The organism is uncultured Dechloromonas sp., from assembly GCF_945957265.1.
Lineage (GTDB): Bacteria > Pseudomonadota > Gammaproteobacteria > Burkholderiales > Rhodocyclaceae > Azonexus.
In genome coordinates this window covers 19,760-41,527 of the sequence record NZ_CAMFKO010000033.1, presented here as the reverse complement: position 1 = coordinate 41,527, position 21,768 = coordinate 19,760, and the positions used below count along the sequence as shown (strand labels likewise).

Genomic DNA, 21,768 nt, shown 5'->3' with positions numbered 1-21,768 from the left:
GCTGCCGATTGTGATTGAATGAGGCCCCCGCCAAGGGGGCTTCTTTTTTATCAGGCCAATCTTGAGTAACCAGCACATTGCCGTCTTCGATTCGGGCCTGGGTGGCCTGACCGTGCTGCACGCCCTGCGAGAGCGCTTGCCGCATGAGGATTATTTCTACTTTGCCGACACCCGGTTTTTGCCCTATGGCGACCGTTCGGAGAGCTTTCTCCGGGAGCGTGGCGTGGTCATCGCCGAGGCGCTGGCGCGGCGTGGCGCCAAGGCCCTGGTCGTCGCCTGCAATACGGCCACGGCAGCTGCCGCCGAAGCCATTCGCGCCGCCATCGAGTTGCCTGTCGTTGCCCTTGAACCAGGGGTGAAACCGGCGGCTGCGCTGAGCCGGCGAGGCGTCATCGGTGTTTTGGCAACGACCCGGACGCTGCATAGCGAACGCTTCCAGCGACTGGTCGGCAATCATGCCCATCAGCTTCGCGTCGTGACCCAGGCCTGTCCGGGGCTGGCCGAGGCGATCGAGGGCGAGGGGCCGGGCAGCCCGCTGGTCGAGCATCTGCTCGACGAATACGTCGCGCCCCTGGCCGATGCGGCGGCGGATGTCGTGGTGCTCGGCTGTACGCATTACCCCTGGGTCGCCGCTTCGATTGCCCGCCGTTTGCCGGATGGCGCGACCCTGCTCGACACCGGGGAAGCGGTAGCGCGGCAACTCGAACGCCTGCTGGCGGCCGGCGGCCTGCTCGGCGGCGGCAGCGGCTGCTTGAGTCTGGCAACCAGCGGCGCGCCGCAACAGGTCGCGGCGACGGTTGACCGTTTGCTCGGACAGAAAATGCGGGTCGAACATTGGGAGCCCTGACATGAAGGATGCGATAAAGCCGCTTGCCGGGCTGCGCGTTGTCGAACTCGGTACCTTGATTGCCGGGCCGTTCTGCACCCGCATCATGGCCGAGTTCGGCGCCGAGGTGATCAAGGTCGAAGCGCCGGATGGCGGCGATCCCCTGCGCAAGTGGCGCAAGCTGTACGAAGGGACGTCGTTGTGGTGGTACGTCCAGGCGCGCAACAAGAAATCGGTGACGGCCAACCTGAAGCATGCGGAAGGGCGCGAGTTCGTGCGTCGCCTGATCGCCGGGGCCGATATCCTGGTCGAGAACTTCCGGCCGGGCGTGCTGGAAAAGCTGGGCCTGGGCTGGGAGCAGCTCAAGGCGGACAACCCCGGCCTGGTCATGGTGCGTCTTTCCGGCTTCGGCCAGACCGGGCCGTACAAGGATCAGCCGGGTTTCGGCGCGGTCGGCGAGTCGATGGGCGGCTTGCGCTACATCACCGGCTTTCCCGATCGGCCGCCGGTGCGCACCGGCATCTCGATCGGCGACTCGATTGCCGCGCTGTGGGGCGCCATTGGCGCCCTGATGGCCCTGCGCCACAAGGAGGTCAACGGCGGTGCCGGGCAGGTGGTCGATGTCGCGCTCTACGAGGCGGTGTTCGCCATGATGGAGTCGCTGGTGCCGGAGTGCGACGTATTCGGCTTCGTCCGCGAGCGAACGGGCAACATCATGCCCGGCATCACGCCGTCGAACACGCACACCACGCGCGACGGCAAGCACGTCACCATCGGTGCCAACGGCGATGCCATCTTCAAACGCTTCATGACGGCCATCGGGCGCCAGGATCTGGCCGACGATCCGGCGCTGGCCGATAACGCCGGGCGGGATGCGCGGCGCGACGAAATCTATGCGCTGATCGACACCTGGTGCGCCGCCCGCGACGAGCGCGAGGTGCTGGCGATTCTGGCCGGGGCGGAGGTGCCGTCGTCGCGCGTCTATTCGGCGCTCGACATGTTCGCCGACCCGCAGTTCATCGCCCGCCAGATGTTCCAGTCGGCCACCCTGCCGGACGGCAAGGCCTTCAGGATGCCCGGCATCGTGCCGCGCCTCTCCGACACGCCGGGCGCTACGGAGTGGATCGGCCCGGCGCTGGGCGCCCATACCGACGAGGTATTGCAGGGGTTGGGCTACACGCCCGAACGGATAGCGGTCTTGAGGGCGGATGGCGCGGTGTAGGCCCTGCAGACCGGGAGGGCTGGCCGTGAACGGCATCGCCCCCGGTTGGGCGGGGGCGATGGTGTAGCCGGCGGGAACAGGCTGCTCCCGTCGCCGGCCTTCAGGTCTTGAACTGGCCGACGAGCTCCCGCAGGTTGCCGGCGATGCTTTCGAGTTCGTGCGCCGATTCGGTCGTCCCCCGGATCGTCGCCGTCGTTTCCTCGACCATGTTGGCGATCTGCTCGACGCGCTGGGCGATCGAGGTGCTCGCCGAACTTTGCTCCTTGGTGGCATCGGCCACCTCGCCGACGCGTTCCAGCGTGCGGCGCGCGCTGTCCTCGATGGCGAGCAGCGAATCCGACGCCGAGGAGGCCAGCTGGACGCCTTCCTGAACCTCGGGCAGGGCGGCGTTCATGGCTTCCACGGCGCCCACGGTATCGGCCTGGATGCCGCCGATCATCTGCTCGATCTCCAGGGTTGCGCTGGAGGTCCGTTCGGCCAGCTTGCGCACCTCATCGGCCACGACGGCGAAGCCGCGCCCCTGTTCGCCGGCGCGGGCGGCTTCGATGGCCGCATTGAGGGCGAGCAGGTTGGTCTGGCCGGCGATGTCCTTGATCACGCTGGCGATGGTGGACACCTGCTTGGCACGTTCTTCCAGCGCATGGATGCGCCCCGATGCATCGGATACCGTCGACGCGATCTTCTCGATGGCAGTACTCGCCTGCATGACCCGCTCGCTGCCCTGCGCGGCCAGTTCGGCGGCCTCGGAGGTTTCCCGGGCCGTTTCATGGGCGCTGTCGGAGATGTGGTTGGAACTGACCGTCAGCTCCTCGATGGCTGCCGCCATCGCCGAGGTCGAGTCGGCCTGGTGCTCGGCGGCCTTGGCCACTTCGTCGGAAGCGCGGGCGATGTGCTCGGCGTTGGCGACCAGCTTCGCGGCGTCGGCGTTGATGCCGCTGACCATGCGGTGCAGCGAGCCGACCATGTTGCCGAGCGAATGCAGCAGGCTGCCTTCCGGCATCTTGTCGAGGCGCGCGGTCAGGTCGCCGCCGGCCACGCGTTGCATGATTTCCGAAGCGGCCTGCGGCTCGCCGCCAAGCTGGCGTAGGATGCTCGACGAAATCTGCCAGCCGATCAGAACCAGGGTAAGCAGCAGGAATAGCGAGATGCCGCCGAGCAGCATCGCGCTCTGGCGGAACTGCTGGTCGACGTCGTCGATGTAGATGCCGGTGCCGACAATCCAGCCCCACGGCGCAAAGCCTTTGACATACGACAGCTTGGGAACGGGCTTCGTATCGCCGGGCTTGCTCCAGTAGTAATCCACGAAGCCGGCACCATTGGCTTTGACGACCTTGACGAACTCGACATAGAGCTGCTTGCCGTTGACATCCTTGTTGTCGGTCTGGTCCTTGCCTTCCAGTTCCGGCTTGATCGGGTGCATCAGGGTCCGGGGGTGGAAGTCATTGATCCAGAAGTATTCCTTTTCGTCGTAGCGCGCCTTGCGCAGGCTGTCCTGGGCCAGCAGCTGGGCCTGCTCGAGGGGGAGCTTGCCCGAGCGGGCCTGTTCTTCGTAGTAGGCAAGCTGGGTGTGCGCATATTCCACCAAGTTGCGCACCTTCGCCTTGCGGTCTTCCAGCATGTTGTCCTTGAGCTGGAAAAGGGTGATGACGCAAAGTGTCAGCAGGCCGAGGAGTGTCAGTCCGATCAATACATAGATACGGGTCGAGACACGCAAGCCGGATAGTCCCATGATCGCTTCTCCCTATTACGTTGGTTATAGTTCAGATTAACTTCAAATTTGTCAAAAATCCATTTTATTTGATCGGAGGTCGGGGGCCGCGCTACGGGCTATCGGGCGTTCAGTGAGGCGGGCTCGCTGATTGCGGCCGGCAGGAGGCAGCGGAAGATTCGACCTGAATTGCCTGGGTGGGGCGAGACGTGAAAACACAATTCCATTGTTTGTATTATTTTTGGCAAATTATGGTGTCATTAGATTGCGCTCAAAACACCCAATGTGCAAGGGAATGTTCGGTGCAGGGTTGTCCGGCCGTGCCGGCCTGACGCTCAGCGCAGGCGGAAACGAACCGGCAGCACGGTCTGGCGCGGCGCGTCGGCGGGCAGGGATTTCAGCGTGCGGGCGGCGCGCAGCGCGGCTTCGTCGAGGATGGGGTGGCCGCTGCCCTGTTCGACCCGGGCGGCGACGACCTGTCCGCCTTCGTCGATGATCAGCAAGACGTTCACCTCGCCTTCCAGCCCCCGGGCAATGGCTTCGGCAGGATAGAACTGCCCGGCAGCATCGAGCTTCTTCAGTTGTTCGCGGACGGCATGGGTCCAAGTTTTGGGCGCGTCGGCCGGGCGGCTTTCCGCTGCTTTCCTGGCTGGCGCGGCCGGGCGTGGGGGCGGGTCGGGCAGACGCAGCGGCGGGGTGGTGGAGACGTTCTCGGCGCGGGGCGGTGGGCGCAATTCGGCCTGCAGCGGCGATGCCGCCGGCGGCGGGGGCGGGCGCGTGAAGGCATCCGGCAGGACGGGCAGCAGATGCAGGGAGAGCGACAGCGCCAGCGCCGCAAATAACCGGTAATCGGTTCTGGTCATGAGAAAATGGGGGCTGGCCTGTGGAAATGGAAACGCAATGAGACGGACTGCAAAAAGACTGGTCGTCATGATAATCGGGATGGGAAGCTTGCTGTTGGCGGCGGCCCCGGTTTTTTCCGCGAGCGCGACGCCCGATCCGGTGGCCTTTACCAACAGCATGGAACTGGGCGATGTCCGCCAGGCCGAGCAATGGCTGGATGCCGGCATGGCACCGGATTACCTGGGCAGCCGGATCGGCAGCGGCCTGATGATCGGGGCCTGGGAAGGCAAGATCGAACTGATGCGGCTGTTCATTTCGCGCGGTGCGGATATCAACCTGCTCAACGGCAACGGCGAATCGGCACTGGTCATGGCCGCCTGGCGCGGCCAGCTGGAAGCCGTCAAGTGGTTGCTGGAACGCGGGGCGCGGATCAACGCGCCGAGCCGCAAATGGTCGGCGCTGCACTACGCCGTGTTCAGCGGCCACGCCGAGGTGGCCGACTACCTGATCGAGCAGGGGGCGGACATCAACGCCCAAAGCACCAATGGCTCCAGCGTATTGATGATGGCGGTTTACGAAGGGCATCAGGATCTGGCGCGCAAGCTGATCGAAAAGGGCGCCGACCGGACGCCGAAGAACGATTGGGGCGATGGCGCCCTGGAATGGGCGATGCGCCAGAACCGCCTGGAGATCGCCCGCCTGGTCAGCCAGCCGGAAGAGTTCAACATCGCCGTCGCCAAGCCCAAGGAGAGCTGGGGCGAGCCGGTCCGTTCGCTGCGAACATCCCGGGAACTCGAGAGCCTGCTCAACATTCGCGAAACCCTGGTCAAGCGCGGCTTTTCGACCGAGGCGGTGGACAAGCGCATTTCCGTCGAGCGGATGCGCATCGTGCGTTCCGACATGGACAGGAGCGCGCCGGGGCGGGCCGCCACCATGGAAATCACGGCCAGCCGCGCCAAGCCGCAGGAGCAGTCGACCCAGATCATCTACGACGACAAGGGCAAGGCGGTGGGCTACAAGGCGCCGCCGGCGACTTATTTCGGAACGCCGAAAATGCCGCCCAAGGCGCCGCTCAGGAATTACTGAGGCGGCCCGGGCGGGACTGGACGGAGGTCCAATTGCAAAGGCTGGCGGGCTGATGCAGACTTCCCCGAATGACAGATGAAGGAGCCGGCATGCTTTACGTGAGCAGGGATGACCAGGGGCAGATCGCCGAATTGCATTCGACGCCGCTCAGCGCGACGCAGGAGTCGCTGCCCAGCGATCATCCCGACGTTCTCCAGTACCTCCACGACCGCTGGCGGCAGAGCGAGCTGGACCAGCTCGACCGGGGCTTCGTCCGGGCTGTCGAGGACTTGATCGAGTTGCTGATCGCCAAGGAGGTGATCCTGTTCACCGACCTGCCGGCCAAGGTTCAGGAAAAGCTGCTGCGGCGCAAGGAAGTACGCCAGCAGACCCACTATCTGGGCGACATGGGGATCGGCGGCGACGACATCATTCCGCTGTGAAGTGTCGCCGGCCGGTGGCGGGCCATTGAGGAGGCGCCCGCCCCGGGTCAGTTGACCGACATGACCGCCTTGACCAGTTCGGCCAGGGTGCGCACGCCCATCTTTTCCATGACCCGCGCCCGGTGGGCCTCGACGGTCTTCATGCTGATGTTCAGGTCGTCGGCGATCTGCTTGTTCAGCTTGCCGGCGACCACCAGGTCCATGACTTCGCGCTCGCGCTGGGTGAGCTGATCGAGGCGCGACGAGATTGCGCCGTCGCGCTGGCGGCGTTCGGCCAGTTCGTTGTCGAGCGCCAGGGCGCGGACGATGCGCGACAGCAGGTCTTCGTTGTGGAAGGGTTTCTCGATGAAATCGCAGGCGCCGCGCTGCAGGGCGCCGACCGCCATCGGCACGTCGCCGTGGCCGGTGACGAAGATGACCGGCAGCTGCGAACCCAGGCTGTCGAGCTTTTCCTGCAGTTCGAGTCCGCTCATTTCCGGCATCCGGACGTCGAGCACCAGGCAGCCGCGCATGTCGCCGTGATACGCCTTGAGGAAGGCCTCGGCCGAGTCGAAGCAGGCCACCTTGTAGCCTTCGCCCTCCAGCAGCCAGGTCATCGAGTCGCGCATGGCCTCGTCGTCGTCGACCATGTGGATGGTCTGTATCTGCTCACTCATTGCTATCCCCGTTGCATTCCTCGGTCGGTACGGTGAAGTGGAACTCGGTGCCGCCGTCGCGGCGCGGGCTGACCCACAGGCGCCCCTGGTGGAACTCGATGATGGAGCGGCAAATGGCAAGCCCGATACCCATGCCTTCCGGCTTGGTCGTGTAGAAGGGGGCAAAAATCTTCTCGACGTCCTCTGCCGCAAGCCCGTGACCGTGATCCGAGACGGTGACCTCCATCATCCGCTCGTCGACCAGGCGGGCCAGCAAGCGCAGCTGGCGTCGCTCGACCGGAACGTCGCTCATCGCCTCGATGCCGTTCTTCACCAGATTGAGCAGCACCTGTTCGATCATGATGCGGTCAACGACGATGCGTGGCAAGTCCTCCGGGATGTCCACGATGATCTGCGTTCCGGTGCGCTGGGCCTCGATGTCGGCAAAGGCGCGGGCTTCGTCGATCAGTTCCGGCAAGGCGATGGGTTGCCGGTTGGGGTCGCCCTTCTTGACCATGTCGCGCATGCGGCGAATGATCTTGCCGGCCCGCTCGGCCTGGCTCGAGGCCTTCTGCATGGCGGTCAGCAGGTCGTCCAGCTTGTAGTTGCCGGCCTGCATGCGCTTGACGCAGCCGGCGCAGTAGTTGGCGATGGCCGACAGCGGCTGGTTCAGCTCGTGGGCCAGCGACGAGGCCATCTCGCCCATGGTGATCAGTCGCGAGGTTTGTTCCAGGCGCTTTTGCTGCTGCAGGTTGACCTCGTCGATATGCTTGCGGTCGGTGATGTCGGCGGCCACCTGGACACGGACGGTGCGGCCGTCCACCCAGCGGATGGCGCGCTCGTGCAGGTGATACCAGTGACCCGACAGGGCATGCTGGATTTCGCCGTCGTAGATTTCGCAGGGCAGTTCTTCGCCGCTGATGCGCGCCGGATCGTGCAGGTAGGCGTCCGGCGGGGGGCGGCAGGGAGAGGTGACCAGCGCGGTATCGCGGCCGACGGCGTCGAATCCGTAGATGTTCTGGAAAGCGCGGTTGGCGAACAGGATCTCGCCGCTTTGCGCATCGGCGACGTGCACGGCCGAATCGAGGCCGTCGATGACCGTCACGAAGCGTTCGTGGGCGCGCTCGAGTTCGACGCGGACCCGCTTGGGTTCGGTGATGTCGTTCAGCGAGGCCATCCAGCCGATCTGCTGGCCGTTGGTGTCGATCAGCGGCGAGAAGTAGAGGCGTACGTCGAAGCGTTCCCCGTTCTTGCGCATGATCCGCATCTCGAAGCCGCTGGCCGGCGCCTTTCCCGCCAGCGCCGTGTCGATGTTGTTCTGCAGCTTGTCGAATTCCTCGGGCGGCCAGTAGGGGTAGGGGGGCTTGATGCCGACCAGCTCGTTTTCGTTGAATCCGGTCATCCGGCAGAACGAGGCGTTGACGAAGGTGATCCGGCCGTCGAGGTCGATGGCGCGCAGGCCGGTGATCAGCGAGTTCGACATGGCCTGGCGGAAGGCGTAGGCCGCCCGCAGTTCCTCTTCGGTGGCGGCGCGATGCCTGGCGTGGCGGCGCAGCAGGATCAGGGTGACCGTCGCGATCAGGGTGAGGACGATGATCAGCGCCGCGGGAAGGAAGGGGAGCCAGGCGCCGCCGCCGCGATAGGCGACGATGTTCAGCCCGAGCCGGTTGTTCGGCAGCTCCAGGTTGATCAGGCCGGAGAGCTGGCGGTCCGTCGGCTTGACCGACGAATTGGTGTACACCTCGCGGTTGTCGGCGCTGACGACGGTAAGGCTGTAGCGGGTCGTGAACACGGCGGGCAGCGTGGACCTCAGCAGGCCCTCGAGCGATTGCAGGGCGATGAAGGCGCCGAGGTCGGCACTACCCCGCTGGACCGGCAGGATGATGTCGTGGACCGCGCGCTGGGTGACATCCCGGTAATCCGGGGAAACCAGTTCGCGGCGGATGCGCAGCGCCTCCTGCAGGGCGCTCAGGCGGTTGCCCTCGATCTGCTCGCCGACGAAGGTCGCCGTCGCTTCGTTGGGGGCCACCCATTCGACCTTGCCGTCGGTGTTGACCCAGACGATGGCCAGGATTTCGCTGTTTTCCCGCACATAGCGCGAGGCGCGAACCTGGAAGGTCTCGTAGGTCAGCTGCTTGAATTCCTGTTCGCGCCCCAGTTCGGCCAGAAAATCCTGGTGGGCGTGGAGGCGGGATTCGATGGTCCGCTCCGCCCAGTGCATGTCGCCCTCCAGCGCCGAGCGGGCGGTATCCAGCTCGCGCCACTGGAGGATGGCGGTCACGATGAGCATGGCCACGGCAAAAACGCCGATCGCGACGTAGGGGGCCAGCCAGAGCCAGGCTTGTTTTGGGGGCTTGGACGAGATGCGCGGCAACATGGCCGAATTCTTCGTCCGCCGCGGCATTACGGCCATTGGTAGTTACCCTAAGCCGAATGACCGGCGGATATCGGCGGCGCTCAGGCGGGCACGCTGTCCGGGACCGGCGCCGTCAGGGGGATGTTCAGCTCGAATGTCGTGCCCCGGCCGGCGGTGCTGCTTACCGAGATGCTTCCGCCGAGTACGTTGGCGGCGATGTTGTGCGCGATGTGCAGGCCGAGACCCGTGCCGCCGCGTCCCATCCGGGTGGTGACGAAGGGGTCGAATATGCGCGACAGCATGTCGGGCGCGATGCCGATGCCGTCGTCGCTGATGCGCAGCTTCAGGCGCTCGCCGTCGCTTTCGGCGCGGACCGCGATGGTGCCGTGCTCCCTGTCGGTGAAGGCATGCACGGTGGCATTGGTGATCAGGTTGGTGACGATCTGCCCCAAGGGTCCGGGATAGCTGTCCATCGTGATCGTCGACGGGATATCCACGTCGAGCCGGGCGACGCTGTGCCTGAGCGTCGGCCCCAGCGTCAGGGCGATTTCGCGGACGACTTCGTCGAGCTTGAAGCTCCGGCGCTGGGAACTGGTCTGGTCGGCCGCGACCTGCTTGAAGCTGGCGACCAGTTCGGCGGCGCGTTCCAGGTTGCGCTCGGCAATCGTCGATCCGGTGTCGACCGCCTCGATGAAACTGTCGAGAACGGAGCGCTTCAGGCCGCTCGCACTTTCTTCGCGGAAGCGCTTCAGCGAGCCCCGCATGGTGCTCACGGCCATCACGCCATTGCCGATGGGGGTATTCAGTTCGTGGGCCACGCCGGCGACCAGGGAGCCCAGGGAGGCCAGCTTTTCCGAGCGCACCAGTTCGTTCTGGGCAAGTTTGAGGTATTCGACGGTGGTCGATAGCTCGGCGTTGGCCTTGCGCAGTTGCTCGGTGCGTTTCTGGACGCGGGCTTCGAGTTCGGCATTGAGTTCGCGGACCTCGTTCTCGATGCGGCGGAATTCGGTGATGTCCTCGGCGACCCAGATCGTTCGCTTGGCGCCGCCCATGTCCACCGAGCGCGCCTGCATGAAGGCGAGGAACTCGCTGCCGTCCTTGCGGTAAATCCAGGTTTCGATCTGGCCGATATCCTGATTGTTCAACTGGGACAGTATCGCCTCGCGATCTTCCAGATGTTTCCACAGGCCCAGCTCCAGCCCGCTCTTGCCAAGCATCTCGTCGCGCCGATAGCCGAGCAGTTTGAGGACGGCTTCGTTGGCCCGGGCGAAGGTGAAGCTGGGGTTCGGTTCGGTCAGCAGCATGCCGACGGGCGACGATTCGACGATGGTTTCCAGTTCCCGCTCGCGTTCCCGGATCACATTCGACATGTGTTCGATGTCGGCGGACAGCTGGTTCAGCTCGATGACCGAGCTGCGCGGCCATGCGCCGCCGGTTTCCCCCTCGGTCTGCTGCCTGGCGCGCTCGGCGATGGCGTTGATCGGGCGGGCGGTACGCGCCGCCCAGATGGGAGCGAACACCAGGCTGAGCAGCATCAGCGAGATCATTGCGGTGAGGCCCAGGTTCAGGGTCGTGCGCAGTTGGGGGGAGGCGAGGCCGGCCGGGCTGCGCACGACGAAATACCAGTGCATCCGGGTCGACCGGGAGACGGCCATGTCATATGTCCGCCCCTCGAAGTCGGCCTGGTCGACGACCTGGCTCTGGCTTTCCGCCCTGGCGAAAATCGGCAGGCTGGCGATATTGACGACACCGACGCGCTCGCCGCGCTCGGAGTCGGCGAGAAGGTCGCCGTAGGCATCCGTAACCCAGATCGACCATGCCGCCGGATGGCTCGAATCGGTCAGCGTTTCCAGGATGTAGGAAAGCGGTATCTCGCCGATGATCACATCGTCGCCGGTCCACACGCCAATGGCCACCGCCAGGCGCCGGGAGGATGGCGAAAGATACTTGTCGCTCCACGTCGTTTGCAGGCGTTGCATGACGAGCAGGCGAAGGCGGTCGTTGCTCAGGTCGAAATCGCGCAGTTCGGCAACCTGCTTCTGGCTGTCCTGGCGCACCGCGGCGTGCGTGATGCGGCCGTTGCTGCCGATGTGATAGAGGGCCGAGAAGGCGCCCTGGCCGATCATCAAGTCCATCTGCTCCTGCGCGGTGCCGATGTTGCCGTTTTTGGCGCTTTCCGCGACCAGTTCGAGTTGCCCCTGCAGGATGGACAACACGCGCTCCGAACGGCCGGCCAGGTCGTTGCTCAGCTTGCCCAGTTCGCTCCGGGTCTGGACCGCAAGGCGCGGCTGGAAATAGGCCAGGAGCAGCGAAAAGGCAATGAGCAGGGCAATGGCCGACGATGCGACGAGCAGCAGGGTCAATGAACTGCGGAGGTGCCAGCGGGGATGCAGGGTCATGGCGTACGGATCAGGCGACTGTTCCGGATCTCGGTCATGGTGGCCGTGCGTCGGGTGTCGCCGTAACGGTCGAACTGGATGCTGCCCTGCAGGCCCTCGAACGGCCCCAGTTCGGTCAGCGCCGTTTTCAGCGAGGCGTTGTCCTGGCGCCGGGCCAGGGTGTCGAGCAGGACCGTGCCGGCGTCGTGGGCGAGAATGCTGGGAGCCCCCGGCAGGCGGCCGAATCGCTTCATGTAGCGCTGCTGGAAATCGGTGTAGCGCGGGGAGCGGTCCTCGACGTTGAATTGCATGAGGATCGTCATGCCTTCCACGGTGCTGCCGCCGAGTTCGATCAGTTGTTCGGTGCCCGCCCACTCGGTGGCCAGCAGCGGGATGCGCGGATTCAGCTTGCGCGTCTGTTGCGCCAGGCGCGCCGAGTCGCCGGCGTTGGCGACGAAAACCAGCCCGTCGGGGTGCGATGCCAGGAGTTTTTGCACCAGTCGAAGCAGGCTCTCGTCGGCGGAATGGAAGTGCTGCATGGCGAGAATCTGGCCGCCGCCCTTTTCGAAAGCCTGCTTGAACTCGCCCATCCAGCTCGTCGCGAAGGTGTGGTTGTCCATGTTGACTGCCGCACCCAGGCGCTTGATGCCGCGTGCGAGACAATGCGCGGCGGCGACCTGGGCGTCGTCGCGGGTCGTCCAGCTGAGACGGAAAAAATAGTCGTCGTTGCCGGCGAACTGGGTCGCGGTGACGCTGGGTGAAAGCAGGACGAGTTGGGCGGCGTTGTGGAAGGGCACCAGCGTTTTGGCGGTCGTGCCGGTCATCGGGCCGATGACGGCGAGCACCTTGGCGTCGCGCAGCTCGCTGGCCGCCTTGATGGCGCTGTCGGGCGTATTGCCCGTGTCGCGGACCAGCAATTCGATCCGGCGCCCGTTCAGGCCGCCGCTGCTGTTGTACTGGTCGATCGCCAGCATCACGCCGTTACGCCCGGCTTCGCCGAGGTCGGCGGAGGGGCCTGTCAGTTCGCCGATGAAGCCGATGCGGACCGGTTCCCTGTCCATGCATCCGGCCAGCAGGATGCAGGCTGCCAGGGCGGCGCCAAGCCGGGCGGCGAAGGTCACGCGTGTTCCTTCATCCAGTCCAGGAAGCTGGTTTCGTCCATCGGGTGCGCGTAGTGGTAGCCCTGGGCCGCATGGCAGCCGAATTCACGCAGGCGATCCCCGGTGCTTTGATTCTCGACGCCTTCGGCCACGGTCCTGACGTCGAGCTCGTTGCCGAGCAGGGCGATGGTGCGGACGATGCGGCTGCCCCGTTCGCTCGAGGCGAGCGAGGTGACGAAGGAGCGGTCGATCTTCAGGTGGTCGATGGGCAGTTGCTCGAGATAGTTGAGCGACGAATAGCCGGTTCCGAAATCGTCGATGGCGATGGTGATGCCGCGGCTGCGCAGCTGGTTGAGCAGGGCGATCATCGTTTCCAGGCTTTCCAGCGCGATCGACTCGGTAATCTCCAGTTCGAGATGGTTGGGGGCGACGTCCGTTTCGGCGAGGCTGGCATTGACGAAATCGAGGAAGCCCGGCTGCCGGAGTTGAATGCTGGAGACATTGACGGCCATGTGCAGCCCGTCGAGCCCGGCCTGATGGAAGCGTTTCAGCGTGCGCAGGGCTTCCGGCAGCATCCAGCGACCGATGCTCACGATCAGGCCGGATTGTTCGGCGATCGGGATGAACTGTTCCGGCGGCACGAACTGGCCGTTGCGGCGCTGCCAGCGCATCAAGGCCTCGGCGCCGATGATGCGGCCGGTCTGCAGGTCGATCTGCGGCTGATAGACGATGGATAGCTCGCGCTGCTCGAACGCCTGGCGCAAATCCCTGAGCAGCGAGGTGCGCTGGCGGGCGGCTTCCCCGATTTCGGGCGAGAAGGTGATCGACTGTCCGATCCCCAGCGCCTTGGCTCGCCGCAGGGCGACGTAGGCGTTGTTCAGGGTGTCCTGGCTATCGGCGCTATCCGCGCAGGCGGCGATGCCGAGGCAGACCGAGACCGCGTGGTCGATGTCGTCGATCAGGAAGGGGTGGGCGAACAGGCGCTGGATGCTGTCCGCTTCCAGGAGATGGGCCGGGCCGGTCAGGGCGAAGGCGTCGCCGGCGAGGCGCGCCACGAAGACGCTGCTGTCGAATAGGGCGCGCAGGCGTTGCGCCATCGCCCGGAGCAGGGCGTCGCCGTAAGCGTGGCCCAGCATGTCGTTGGTTGCCGCGAACTGGTCGATATCGACCAGGGCGACCACGTTGGATGTCGCCCCGTCGTGGGCGCGGCGATCGAGTTCGGCAATCAGCGCGTTGCGATTGGGCAGGCCGACCTGCCGGTCGACCAGCGCGTCGAGGCGCAGCTCGGTGACCAGATCGATATTCTTGGCGCAGAGGGCGATGTTGGTGCAGAAAATCTCGAGCAGGTGCTGGTCTACATCGCGAATCGGCGCTGCCGACTCGATGTATGCCGCGAAGCCCTCCGTGCTGTTCTTGCGGAAGAACAGGGTGATATCCCGACTGCCCACGACGCTGTAGTGGTTGCGCAGGACCTGGTTCAGCGAACGGGCGATATGCACGTTGTCGATTTCTTCCAGGCGGTGCTGAATGAGATGCTGGTAGCGGCCGGCTGCGGCGATGACGCGATATTGCTCGGGGTCGCCGGCGCCTTCGGACGAGGTGGCGCAGACCAGGCCCTCGGGGGCGATGCCGATGAGGCTGGCCAGTTGCGTGATGACGCCATCGGCAAATGCGTTCAGTCCCTTTTCGGCGATGAACTGGTTGCTGGCCGACACGATCTTTTCCAGGCCCAGGCGGCTGGCGTCGAGGCATTTCAGCTGGCTGTAGGAGCGAATCGCCGAGGTCAGCGTGGTGAACAGGCGGGCGTGGGTGAGTTCGCTCTTGGTCTTGTAGTCGTTGATGTCGTAGCGGGCGATGGTATCGGCCTCCGGAGCCTGGCCCGGCTGGCCGGTACGCAGGATGATGCGGATGTTGAGCAGCATCAGCTCCTGGCGTATCGCTTCGACGGTTTTCAGCCCGGCATCGTCGCTTTCCATCACCACGTCGAGCAGGACCACGGCGACGTCCTGCTCGCGCTCGAGCAGCGCAATCGCCTCCTTGCCGGAAAAGGCGTGAATCAGTTCAAGTTTCCGGCCGAGAATCTCGACGCCGGACAGGGCGAACTCCGTCGCTTCGTGCACATCGCGGTCGTCGTCGACAATCAGGACGCGCCAACTCGAATCCTGGGCCGAAGGCCCCTGCGGATGTCGCTCCTCTTCGATAAAGACCAGGTCGTCGTCCGAACCGTCATCCATATGCGCCCCCAATCGCCATGATTTGTTGCTTTTGTCAGTTTCCCCCAATTGTCTGCGAATGGCAAGCGATCTGACATTCGTAGCAGGATTCGATGGCGATTCGGGCTTTTCCGCGTCAGATCTGCATCCAGCCCGCCAGCAGGGGGACCAGCAAGGCGGTGAACGCACCGTTCAGGCCCATGGCCAACGCCGCGAAGGCCCCGCTTTGCTCGTTGACCTGAAACGCTCGCGCGGTGCCGATGCCGTGCGAGGCGACGCCGATGGCAAAGCCGCGAATGGCCGGGTCGCGGCAATTCAGGATGTCGAAAACCCAGCGCGCGCCGAGGGCGCCGAGAATGCCGGTGACGATGACCAGCACGGCGGTCAGCGACGGAATGCCGCCGATTCTTTCGGCGATGCCCATGGCGATCGGCGTCGTCACCGACTTGGGGGCCAGCGACAGCTGGGTGGCCTTGCTGGCGCCGAACAGCTGACCGATCGTCACGGCGGAAACGATGGCCGTGAGGCTGCCCGCGACCAGTCCGGCGAGCACGGGAAACCACATGGCGCGCACCCGCCTGAACTGGGTGTAGAGCGGAACGGCCAGCGCCACGGTCGCCGGCCCGAGTAGAAAGTGAACGAACTGGGCGCCCGAAAAATAGGTGTCGTAGCTTGTTTCGGTGCCCAGCAGGAACAACACCAGCGCCGCAACCGCGATCAGCACGGGGTTGGCCAGCGGATTGCAGCCGCTGCGCTGATAAATCCAGTAAGCGCCCTGGTAGGCGAGCAGGGTGATGGTCAGTCCGAGCAGCGGGGAGGCGGACAGATAGACCCAGATCTGGCCGATATCCTGCGTCATGGCCGTTCTCCCGGCGCGGCGGCGGGGCGCAGGCAGAGCTTCATCGCCAGCGCGGTGACCGCCAGCGTCGCCGCCGTGCTGATGAGCAGGGAGAGCAGCAGGGGCAGCCATTCGCTGCTGACCCGGTGGAAGTGGACCATGATGCCGGTGCCGGCGGGAACGAACAGCAGGGAGAGATGCTGGAGCAGATGCTGGCTGCCGGTTTGCAGGTGATGGCCGGGGCCGCCCTTCAGGATCAGGGCGACGAACAGGAACAGCATGCCGAGGACGGGGCCGGGAATGGGCAGGGCCAGGCCGCGGGCGACAATTTCGCCGGATAGCTGGAAAACGAGTAGTTGTGTCAGTGCGGAAAGCATCGAATATCCTCATGGAAGCGATGCTTCGAGTTTATTGATTATTCCGGGTAATCAATAGCCGCCATATTGTCTTGTTATTTGTTACTGGAAGTATCGTATCAGGCGACGAAGGCGTGGCCGATGGTCCGCACGGCGATGCCCAGGCAGGCGCCCGCGGCGGCCGGTTTCCATACCTCGGCAACGCGCCGGCCGGCGGAAATGAGGACCGCCACGCCGGGCAGATCGAATGGCGAAATCAGGAAACCGGCGCTGGCGTTGAGCAGTTCGACGCTGACCTGTCCGGCCCGCCGCATGTCGTCCATGACCCCCATCATCGCCGTACCGCCGGCCAGGTACTTGGTCAGGGAGGGCAGGATCAGGATGGGGTCGATGCCGGCCAGCTGCAGGGCGGGGGCGATCAGCGCGGTCAGGGCGTCGATGGCGCCGAAGCGCTTCAGGGCGGTGACGGCGACCAGCGACAGGACGAGCATGGGAATGGCGCCGACGGCGATCTTGAAGGCTTCGGCGCCGGCGCGGTTGATGACGTCGAGAACGCCCTTGGCCGTTTCGGCGACCGGGTGATGCAGGGTTTCGTCGACAACGGCCTCCGCCGTCGACAGGTGCCGGCCGAACACGTAGTAGGTGGCCGCCGCCGCGCACAGGCCGCCGAGCAGCGAGAAGACGAGCAGGGGAACGAACTGCAGGCCCATGGTCAGCATCGGGAAGGCGGCATTGGCCTGGGCCATGGCGAAGACCATGGCCAGGGTTGCAGCCAGGTGGCGGTCCGAGGTACCGCGCTGTTCCATCATGGTCAGGGTCGCCATCGGCGCCGCGAAGCTGACGAAGTTGATCTGCAGGGCGGCGAAGACCCCCAGCCCGGTCAGGCCGAAAGGGCGCAGCAACGGGCCGAGCCTGGCGACCACCCAGTCCAGCGCGCGGCGGGCTTCGAGCAGGCGCATCAGCGAGAGCATGACGACCATGACCGGGAGCAGGACGAACAGCGATAGTTCGACCGCCGAGCGGCCGGCCTTGAGGATGATGTCGATCAGGATGTCCATGGGGCGGATATCGGGTTGATGGGAAAACGCCCGAAGCGTGTCGTCTTTTGCCGGCGGGCGCAATCATGGATTACCAGCAGAGGGGCGAGCCCCGCCCCTCGCTTGCGGCCGACGGCAAGGGCTCAATGCGGCGCCGGGCCGGGCGGTTCGTCGCGCAAGAAATCGATGAAGGCCCGCAAACCGGCCGGCGGCAGGCGATGGCTGGGGTAGTAGAGGAAAAACCCCGGTTCGCTCGGCCGCCAATCGTCGAGCACGGTGCGCAGCCTGCCGGCGGCGAGCGCCGCTTCCGCATATTGCCGATAGACATAGGCGCATCCCAGGCCGGCCTCGGCGGCGGCGATGCTCTGGCGCGTGTCGCTCACGGCGAGCGGTCCGTCGACCTCGATGTCGATCTTCTCGTCGTCGCGCTGGAATTCCCAGCGGTAGTGGCTGCCGTTCGGGAAACGGATGCGTATGCACGGGTAGCGGACGAGGTCGCGCGGGCAGCCCGGGGTGCCGTGCGCGGCCAGCAGCGCCGGCGCGGCGACCACGACAAAGCGCTGCGGCGGGCCGATGGGCACGGCAACCATGTCCTGCTGCAGGCTTTCGCCGAAGCGCACGCCGGCGTCGAAGCCCGCGGCGACGATATCGATGAAGCTGTCGTCGCCGACCAGCTCGACGCGCATGCCGGGGTGGGCGGCGAGAAAACGGCTGACCAGCGGCACCAGCACAAGCTCGCAGGCGGCGCGCGGTGCGTTGATGCGCAGCGTGCCGATCGGCGTCCGGCGAAAGGCATTGACTTCATCCAGCGCACCGCCGATGTCCTGCAGGGCGGGCAGCAAGCGGGCGAGCAGTCGTTCGCCGGCCTCGGTCGGCGCGACGCTGCGCGTGCTGCGGTTCAGCAGGCGGACTTCGAGGCGGGTTTCGAGGTTGCGCAGCGCGTGGCTCAGCGCCGAGGCCGATACTCCCAGTTCGGCGGCGGCGCGACGGAAATTGCGGTGGCGGGCGACGGCGGCAAAGACCTGGAGGTCGTTCAGGCTGGCAAGTGGCGGTCTGCTCATTGCTGAGAATTTTTCAATAAGTCATCAATCAGTATGCGTATTGTTGCACAGTAAAGCCGGCCGTAAGCTTGCTGGCGTCATCGATCCCCGATGACGCATCAAGGAGAACAGCATGCATCACACGAATCATTCCCTGGCCGACCTGGCCGGCAAGGCCATCCTCGTCACCGGCGCGTCGTCCGGCATCGGCGCGGCGACGGCATTGGCGTTGGGCCGTGCCGGCGCCCGCGTCGCACTGGCTGCGCGCCGGGGCGATTTGCTGGAATCCCTGGCGGGCGAGATTCGGGGCGGCGGTGGCGAGGCACTGGTCATTCCGACCGATGTTGCCGACGAAAGCGCGGTCGCCGCGGCCGTTGCGGCGACGCTCAAGGCCTTCGGCCGGCTCGACGGGGCCTTCAATAATGCGGGCCAGCTGGGTCGCGTCGCGCCGTTGAGCGACATCGACGCCGCCGATTTCCTGCAGGTGATGCAAAGCAACGTGCTCGGGGTGTTTTACGCGCTCAAGCACGAAATGGCGGCAATGCGGGCGCATGGCGGCGCCATCGTCAACACGGCCTCGATCGTCGCGCATGTCGGTTTCCCGCATTTTGCCCCCTATAACGCCAGCAAGCATGCGGTGCTCGGGCTGACGCGCACGGCGGCGCTCGAAGGCTGGCCGCAGGGCATCCGGGTCAATGCGGTCAGCCCCGGCCCGATTGCAACGCCGATGGCGGAGATCGGCTTCGGCGGTCTCGATAATTTGCACGCGACCTTGCAAACCATGCCGGTCGGCCGGCCGGGAACGCCCGAGGAAGTGGCCGGGCCGGTGCTCTTCCTGCTCTCGCAGGCGTCCAGCTACATCAACGGTCATTCGCTGCTGGTCGACGGCGCCATGACCGCCGCGTAAGGGGAGGCGACATGAAACAGCGCCGATTCGGGGCGGGCGGCCCCCTGGTTTCCGCCCTTGGGCTGGGCTGCATGGGCATGAGCGAGTTCTACGGCCCGAGCGACGACCAGGCGTCCTTGCTGACGCTGGCCAAAGCCCTGGAGCTGGGCGTCAATCTTTTCGATACCGCCGATACCTACGGCCATGGCCACAACGAGCGCCTGCTCGGGCGCTTCATCGCCGAGGGCGGGGCGGCAAGGCGGGCGCGGATGGTGGTCGCCACCAAGTTCGGCATCGTTCGCGCGCCGGGTTCCGGCGAGCGGCGCATCGACAACAGCCCGGCCTACATCCGGGCCGCCTGCGATGCCTCGCTGGCGCGTCTCGGCGTCGAGCGGATCGATGTCTACTACTGCCACCGCCGCGATCCGGTGGTACCCATCGAGACGGTGGTCGGCACCATGGCCGAACTGGTGAAGGCCGGCAAGGTCGGTTCGCTCGGCTTGTCCGAGGTGTCGCCGGAAACCTTGCGCCGCGCGGCGGCGGTGCATCCGATAGCCGCCGTCCAGAGCGAGTATTCGCTGTGGAGCCGCGAGCCGGAGTCCGGCATGCTGGCGACCTGCGGCGAATTGGGCACTGCCTTTGTCGCCTACAGTCCGCTCGGCCGCGCCTTCCTGACGGCGACGCTGGCCAGCGGGCAGCTGGCGGAGGGTGATTTCCGCAAAGGCAATCCGCGTTTCAGCGGTGATGCGGAAGCCAGCAACCGCGCCCTGGTGGCGGAACTCTCGACGTTTGCCGCGGCGCGGGGATTGACCAATGCCCAGGTCGCACTGGCCTGGTTGCTGGCCAGGTCGCCGCAGGTCATCCCCATTCCGGGAACCCGCCGTATCGCCTACCTCGAGCAAAACGCCGCGGCGACGGATGTGGACTTGTCCGCCGGCGAGGTGGCCTGGCTCGACCGGCTGTTCACACCGGAAAGCATCACCGGGGAGCGCTATCCCGAGGCCGGGATGCTCGGCATAGAGCGGGAATGAATCGGCGGCGGACGGTTTCGAATCGCGGATACGTCGCGCGGCCATCGGTCCGCGCATAAAAAAAACGCCGGGTTGCCCCGGCGTTCCTGTCTCTCTCCACTTTGTATTTTTTTAGGCCATCGCTTCGTACAGCGGCAGCGTCAGGAACTCCGGGTATTCCGGGGTCAGCGACATTTCGTCGAAAATCACAGCGGCCTTGTCGTAGCTGGCGGTGTCCTCGCCCTGAGCGCTGACGGAAGCCTTCACCTTGGCCAGTTCCTCGGCGATCATCGGGCGGACCATCTCGACGGTGACCTTGCGGCCGTCATCGAGCACGCCCTTCGGCGACACCACCCACTGCCACACTTGCGAGCGGGAGATTTCGGCGGTGGCGGCGTCTTCCATCAGGTTGTGGATGGGCACGCAGCCGTTGCCGGCGAGCCAGGAGCCGAGGTAGTGGATGCCGACGTTGATGTTGTTGCGCAGGCCGGCTTCGGTGATCGGGGTGGTCGGCTGGAAGTCGAGCCACTGGGCCGGGCCGAAGCTGCCGGCAACCTGCTTGTCGAACTGGTTCGGACGGTCGCCGAGGACCTTGACGAACTCTTCCATGGCGATCGGCACCAGGCCCGGGTGGGCCACCCAGCCGCCGTCGAAGCCGTCGTTGGCGTCACGGGTCTTGTCGTGGCGGATGCCGGCCAGCGCCTTTTCGTTGGCGACCGGGTCGTTCTTGATCGGGATCAGGGCCGACATGCCGCCCATGGCCGGGGCGCCGCGCTTGTGGCAGGCCTGCACCAGGGCCAGGGCGTAGCCGCGCATGAACGGCACTTCCATGGTGATGGCGCCGCGCTGGGCCAGGCAGAAGTCCTTGTTCTTCTTGAACTTCTTGATGCACGAGAAGATGTAGTCCCAACGGCCGGCGTTGAGGCCGGCGGAGTGGTTGCGCAGTTCGTAGAGGATTTCTTCCATCTCGAAGGTGGCGAGGATGGTCTCGACCAGCACGGTGGCCTTGATCGTGCCTTGCGGCAGGCCGACGTGGTCCTGGGCCATGACGAAGGCGTCGTTCCACAGGCGGGCTTCGAGGTGGGATTCCATCTTCGGCAGGTAGTAGAACGGGCCGGCGCCGCGGGCGATCTGCTCCTTGGCGTTGTGGAAGAAGACCAGGCCGAAGTCGAACAGGCCGCCGGAAACGCGCTGGCCGTCAACGAGGACGTGCTTCTCGTCGAGGTGCCAGCCGCGCGGACGGATCTGCAGGGTGGCGATCTTGTCGTTGAGCTTGTATTCCTTGCCGTTCTCGTTCTTGAACGACAGTTCGCGGCGGATGGCCTTGTACAGGTTCACCTGGCCCTGGATCTGGTTGTCCCAGTTCGGGGAGTTCGAATCCTCGAAGTCGGTCATGTAGGAGTCGGCGCCCGAGTTGAAGGCGTTGATGATCATCTTGGCCTCGACCGGGCCGGTGATTTCGACGCGGCGGCACTGCAGGGCGGCCGGCACCGGGGCGACCTTCCAGTCGCCTTCGCGGATGGCCTTGGTTTCCGGCAGGAAATCCGGCATTTCGCCGGCGTCGATGCGGGCCTGGCGCTCGACGCGGGCCTTCAGCAGTTCCTGGCGGCGGCCTTCGAAGGCGCGGTGCAGCTTGGCGACGAATTCCAGTGCCTCGGTGGTGAGGATGGATTCCCATTCGGGCTTCACGGGGGCGGTAATTTGCATACCGGCGGGCAGGTTGATGGCCATGCGGATCTCCTGAAAAAAGATGGTTTGGAATACGGCGATGGGATGCATTCTATGGGTCTTCTATAAGACTTGAAAGACGGC

General features: G+C 65.3%; 18 protein-coding genes. 6 read left to right on the top strand and 12 right to left on the bottom strand.

All coding sequences use genetic code 11. The annotated features are described in order from the left end of the window. Positions 1-61: 61 nt before the first annotated feature. Positions 62-847, top strand: a complete 786-nt coding sequence (murI, locus tag Q0P59_RS15515) for a glutamate racemase (protein WP_295007894.1) — start codon at positions 62-64, stop codon at positions 845-847. 1 nt (position 848) lies between these two features. Continuing rightward, on the top strand, positions 849-2,048 hold the full coding sequence (locus Q0P59_RS15510) for a CaiB/BaiF CoA-transferase family protein (protein WP_295007892.1): 1,200 nt from the start codon (positions 849-851) through the stop codon (positions 2,046-2,048). A gap of 100 nt (positions 2,049-2,148) precedes the next feature. Here Q0P59_RS15510 and Q0P59_RS15505 read toward each other — a convergent pair whose 3' ends face one another. Further along, positions 2,149-3,777, bottom strand: a complete 1,629-nt coding sequence (locus Q0P59_RS15505) for a methyl-accepting chemotaxis protein (protein ID WP_295007890.1) — start codon at positions 3,775-3,777, stop codon at positions 2,149-2,151. 314 nt (positions 3,778-4,091) lie between these two features. After that, entirely contained in the window at positions 4,092-4,619 is a 528-nt protein-coding gene (locus tag Q0P59_RS15500) for an energy transducer TonB (RefSeq protein WP_295007888.1), read from the bottom strand. Between the two features lie 79 nt (positions 4,620-4,698). On the opposite strand from Q0P59_RS15500, the gene Q0P59_RS15495 reads away from it, so the two are divergent. Beyond that, positions 4,699-5,685 carry an ankyrin repeat domain-containing protein gene (locus tag Q0P59_RS15495; RefSeq protein ID WP_295007885.1) on the top strand — a complete coding sequence of 329 codons (987 nt, stop codon included), beginning with the start codon at positions 4,699-4,701 and terminating at the stop codon, positions 5,683-5,685. Between the two features lie 89 nt (positions 5,686-5,774). Next, positions 5,775-6,107, top strand: a complete 333-nt coding sequence (locus Q0P59_RS15490) for a hypothetical protein (RefSeq protein WP_295007883.1) — start codon at positions 5,775-5,777, stop codon at positions 6,105-6,107. 47 nt (positions 6,108-6,154) lie between these two features. Here the strand turns inward: Q0P59_RS15490 and Q0P59_RS15485 are convergent, their stop codons facing one another. The 9 genes from Q0P59_RS15485 to Q0P59_RS15445 all read right to left on the bottom strand — a co-directional run bounded on the left by Q0P59_RS15485 (position 6,155) and on the right by Q0P59_RS15445 (position 18,081). Then, the gene (locus Q0P59_RS15485; protein WP_295007881.1) at positions 6,155-6,763 is read right to left on the bottom strand and encodes a response regulator transcription factor; all 609 of its coding nucleotides are present in this window, start codon (positions 6,761-6,763) and stop codon (positions 6,155-6,157) included. Then, the gene (locus tag Q0P59_RS15480) at positions 6,756-9,119 is read right to left on the bottom strand and encodes a PAS domain S-box protein (protein ID WP_295007879.1); all 2,364 of its coding nucleotides are present in this window, start codon (positions 9,117-9,119) and stop codon (positions 6,756-6,758) included. The genes Q0P59_RS15485 and Q0P59_RS15480 overlap by 8 nt, the downstream gene beginning before the upstream one ends. Before the next feature lie 80 nt (positions 9,120-9,199). Further along, complete coding sequence (locus Q0P59_RS15475) at positions 9,200-11,497, bottom strand: ATP-binding protein (protein WP_295007877.1); 2,298 nt, start codon at positions 11,495-11,497, stop codon at positions 9,200-9,202. Next, positions 11,494-12,597 (bottom strand): ABC transporter substrate-binding protein, encoded by a 1,104-nt coding sequence (locus Q0P59_RS15470; protein ID WP_295007875.1) that lies wholly within the window; start codon positions 12,595-12,597, stop codon positions 11,494-11,496. Before Q0P59_RS15470 ends, Q0P59_RS15475 begins: the two co-directional genes overlap by 4 nt. Beyond that, the gene (locus Q0P59_RS15465) at positions 12,594-14,810 is read right to left on the bottom strand and encodes an EAL domain-containing protein (protein ID WP_295007873.1); all 2,217 of its coding nucleotides are present in this window, start codon (positions 14,808-14,810) and stop codon (positions 12,594-12,596) included. The genes Q0P59_RS15470 and Q0P59_RS15465 overlap by 4 nt, the downstream gene beginning before the upstream one ends. Positions 14,811-14,925: 115 nt before the next feature. Further along, a complete protein-coding gene (locus Q0P59_RS15460) occupies positions 14,926-15,648 on the bottom strand; it encodes an LrgB family protein (RefSeq protein ID WP_295007871.1) in 723 nt (240 codons plus the stop codon). Continuing rightward, positions 15,645-16,004, bottom strand: a complete 360-nt coding sequence (locus Q0P59_RS15455) for a CidA/LrgA family protein (RefSeq protein WP_295007868.1) — start codon at positions 16,002-16,004, stop codon at positions 15,645-15,647. Before Q0P59_RS15455 ends, Q0P59_RS15460 begins: the two co-directional genes overlap by 4 nt. Before the next feature lie 98 nt (positions 16,005-16,102). Beyond that, a complete protein-coding gene (locus Q0P59_RS15450; RefSeq protein ID WP_295007866.1) occupies positions 16,103-17,041 on the bottom strand; it encodes a nucleoside recognition family protein in 939 nt (312 codons plus the stop codon). Positions 17,042-17,163: 122 nt separating this feature from the next. Then, positions 17,164-18,081 carry a LysR family transcriptional regulator gene (locus tag Q0P59_RS15445; protein WP_295007864.1) on the bottom strand — a complete coding sequence of 306 codons (918 nt, stop codon included), beginning with the start codon at positions 18,079-18,081 and terminating at the stop codon, positions 17,164-17,166. 112 nt (positions 18,082-18,193) lie between these two features. Here Q0P59_RS15445 and Q0P59_RS15440 point away from each other — a divergent pair, with 112 nt between their 5' ends. Together Q0P59_RS15440 and Q0P59_RS15435 are read left to right on the top strand one after the other, a co-directional pair. Then, a complete protein-coding gene (locus Q0P59_RS15440; protein WP_295007861.1) occupies positions 18,194-18,967 on the top strand; it encodes a glucose 1-dehydrogenase in 774 nt (257 codons plus the stop codon). Positions 18,968-18,978: 11 nt separating this feature from the next. Beyond that, positions 18,979-19,977, top strand: a complete 999-nt coding sequence (locus Q0P59_RS15435) for an aldo/keto reductase (protein ID WP_295007859.1) — start codon at positions 18,979-18,981, stop codon at positions 19,975-19,977. A 111-nt stretch (positions 19,978-20,088) separates the two neighbouring features. Here the strand turns inward: Q0P59_RS15435 and aceB are convergent, their stop codons facing one another. After that, positions 20,089-21,687 carry a malate synthase A gene (aceB, locus tag Q0P59_RS15430; protein ID WP_295007857.1) on the bottom strand — a complete coding sequence of 533 codons (1,599 nt, stop codon included), beginning with the start codon at positions 21,685-21,687 and terminating at the stop codon, positions 20,089-20,091. Positions 21,688-21,768 lie beyond the last annotated feature (81 nt).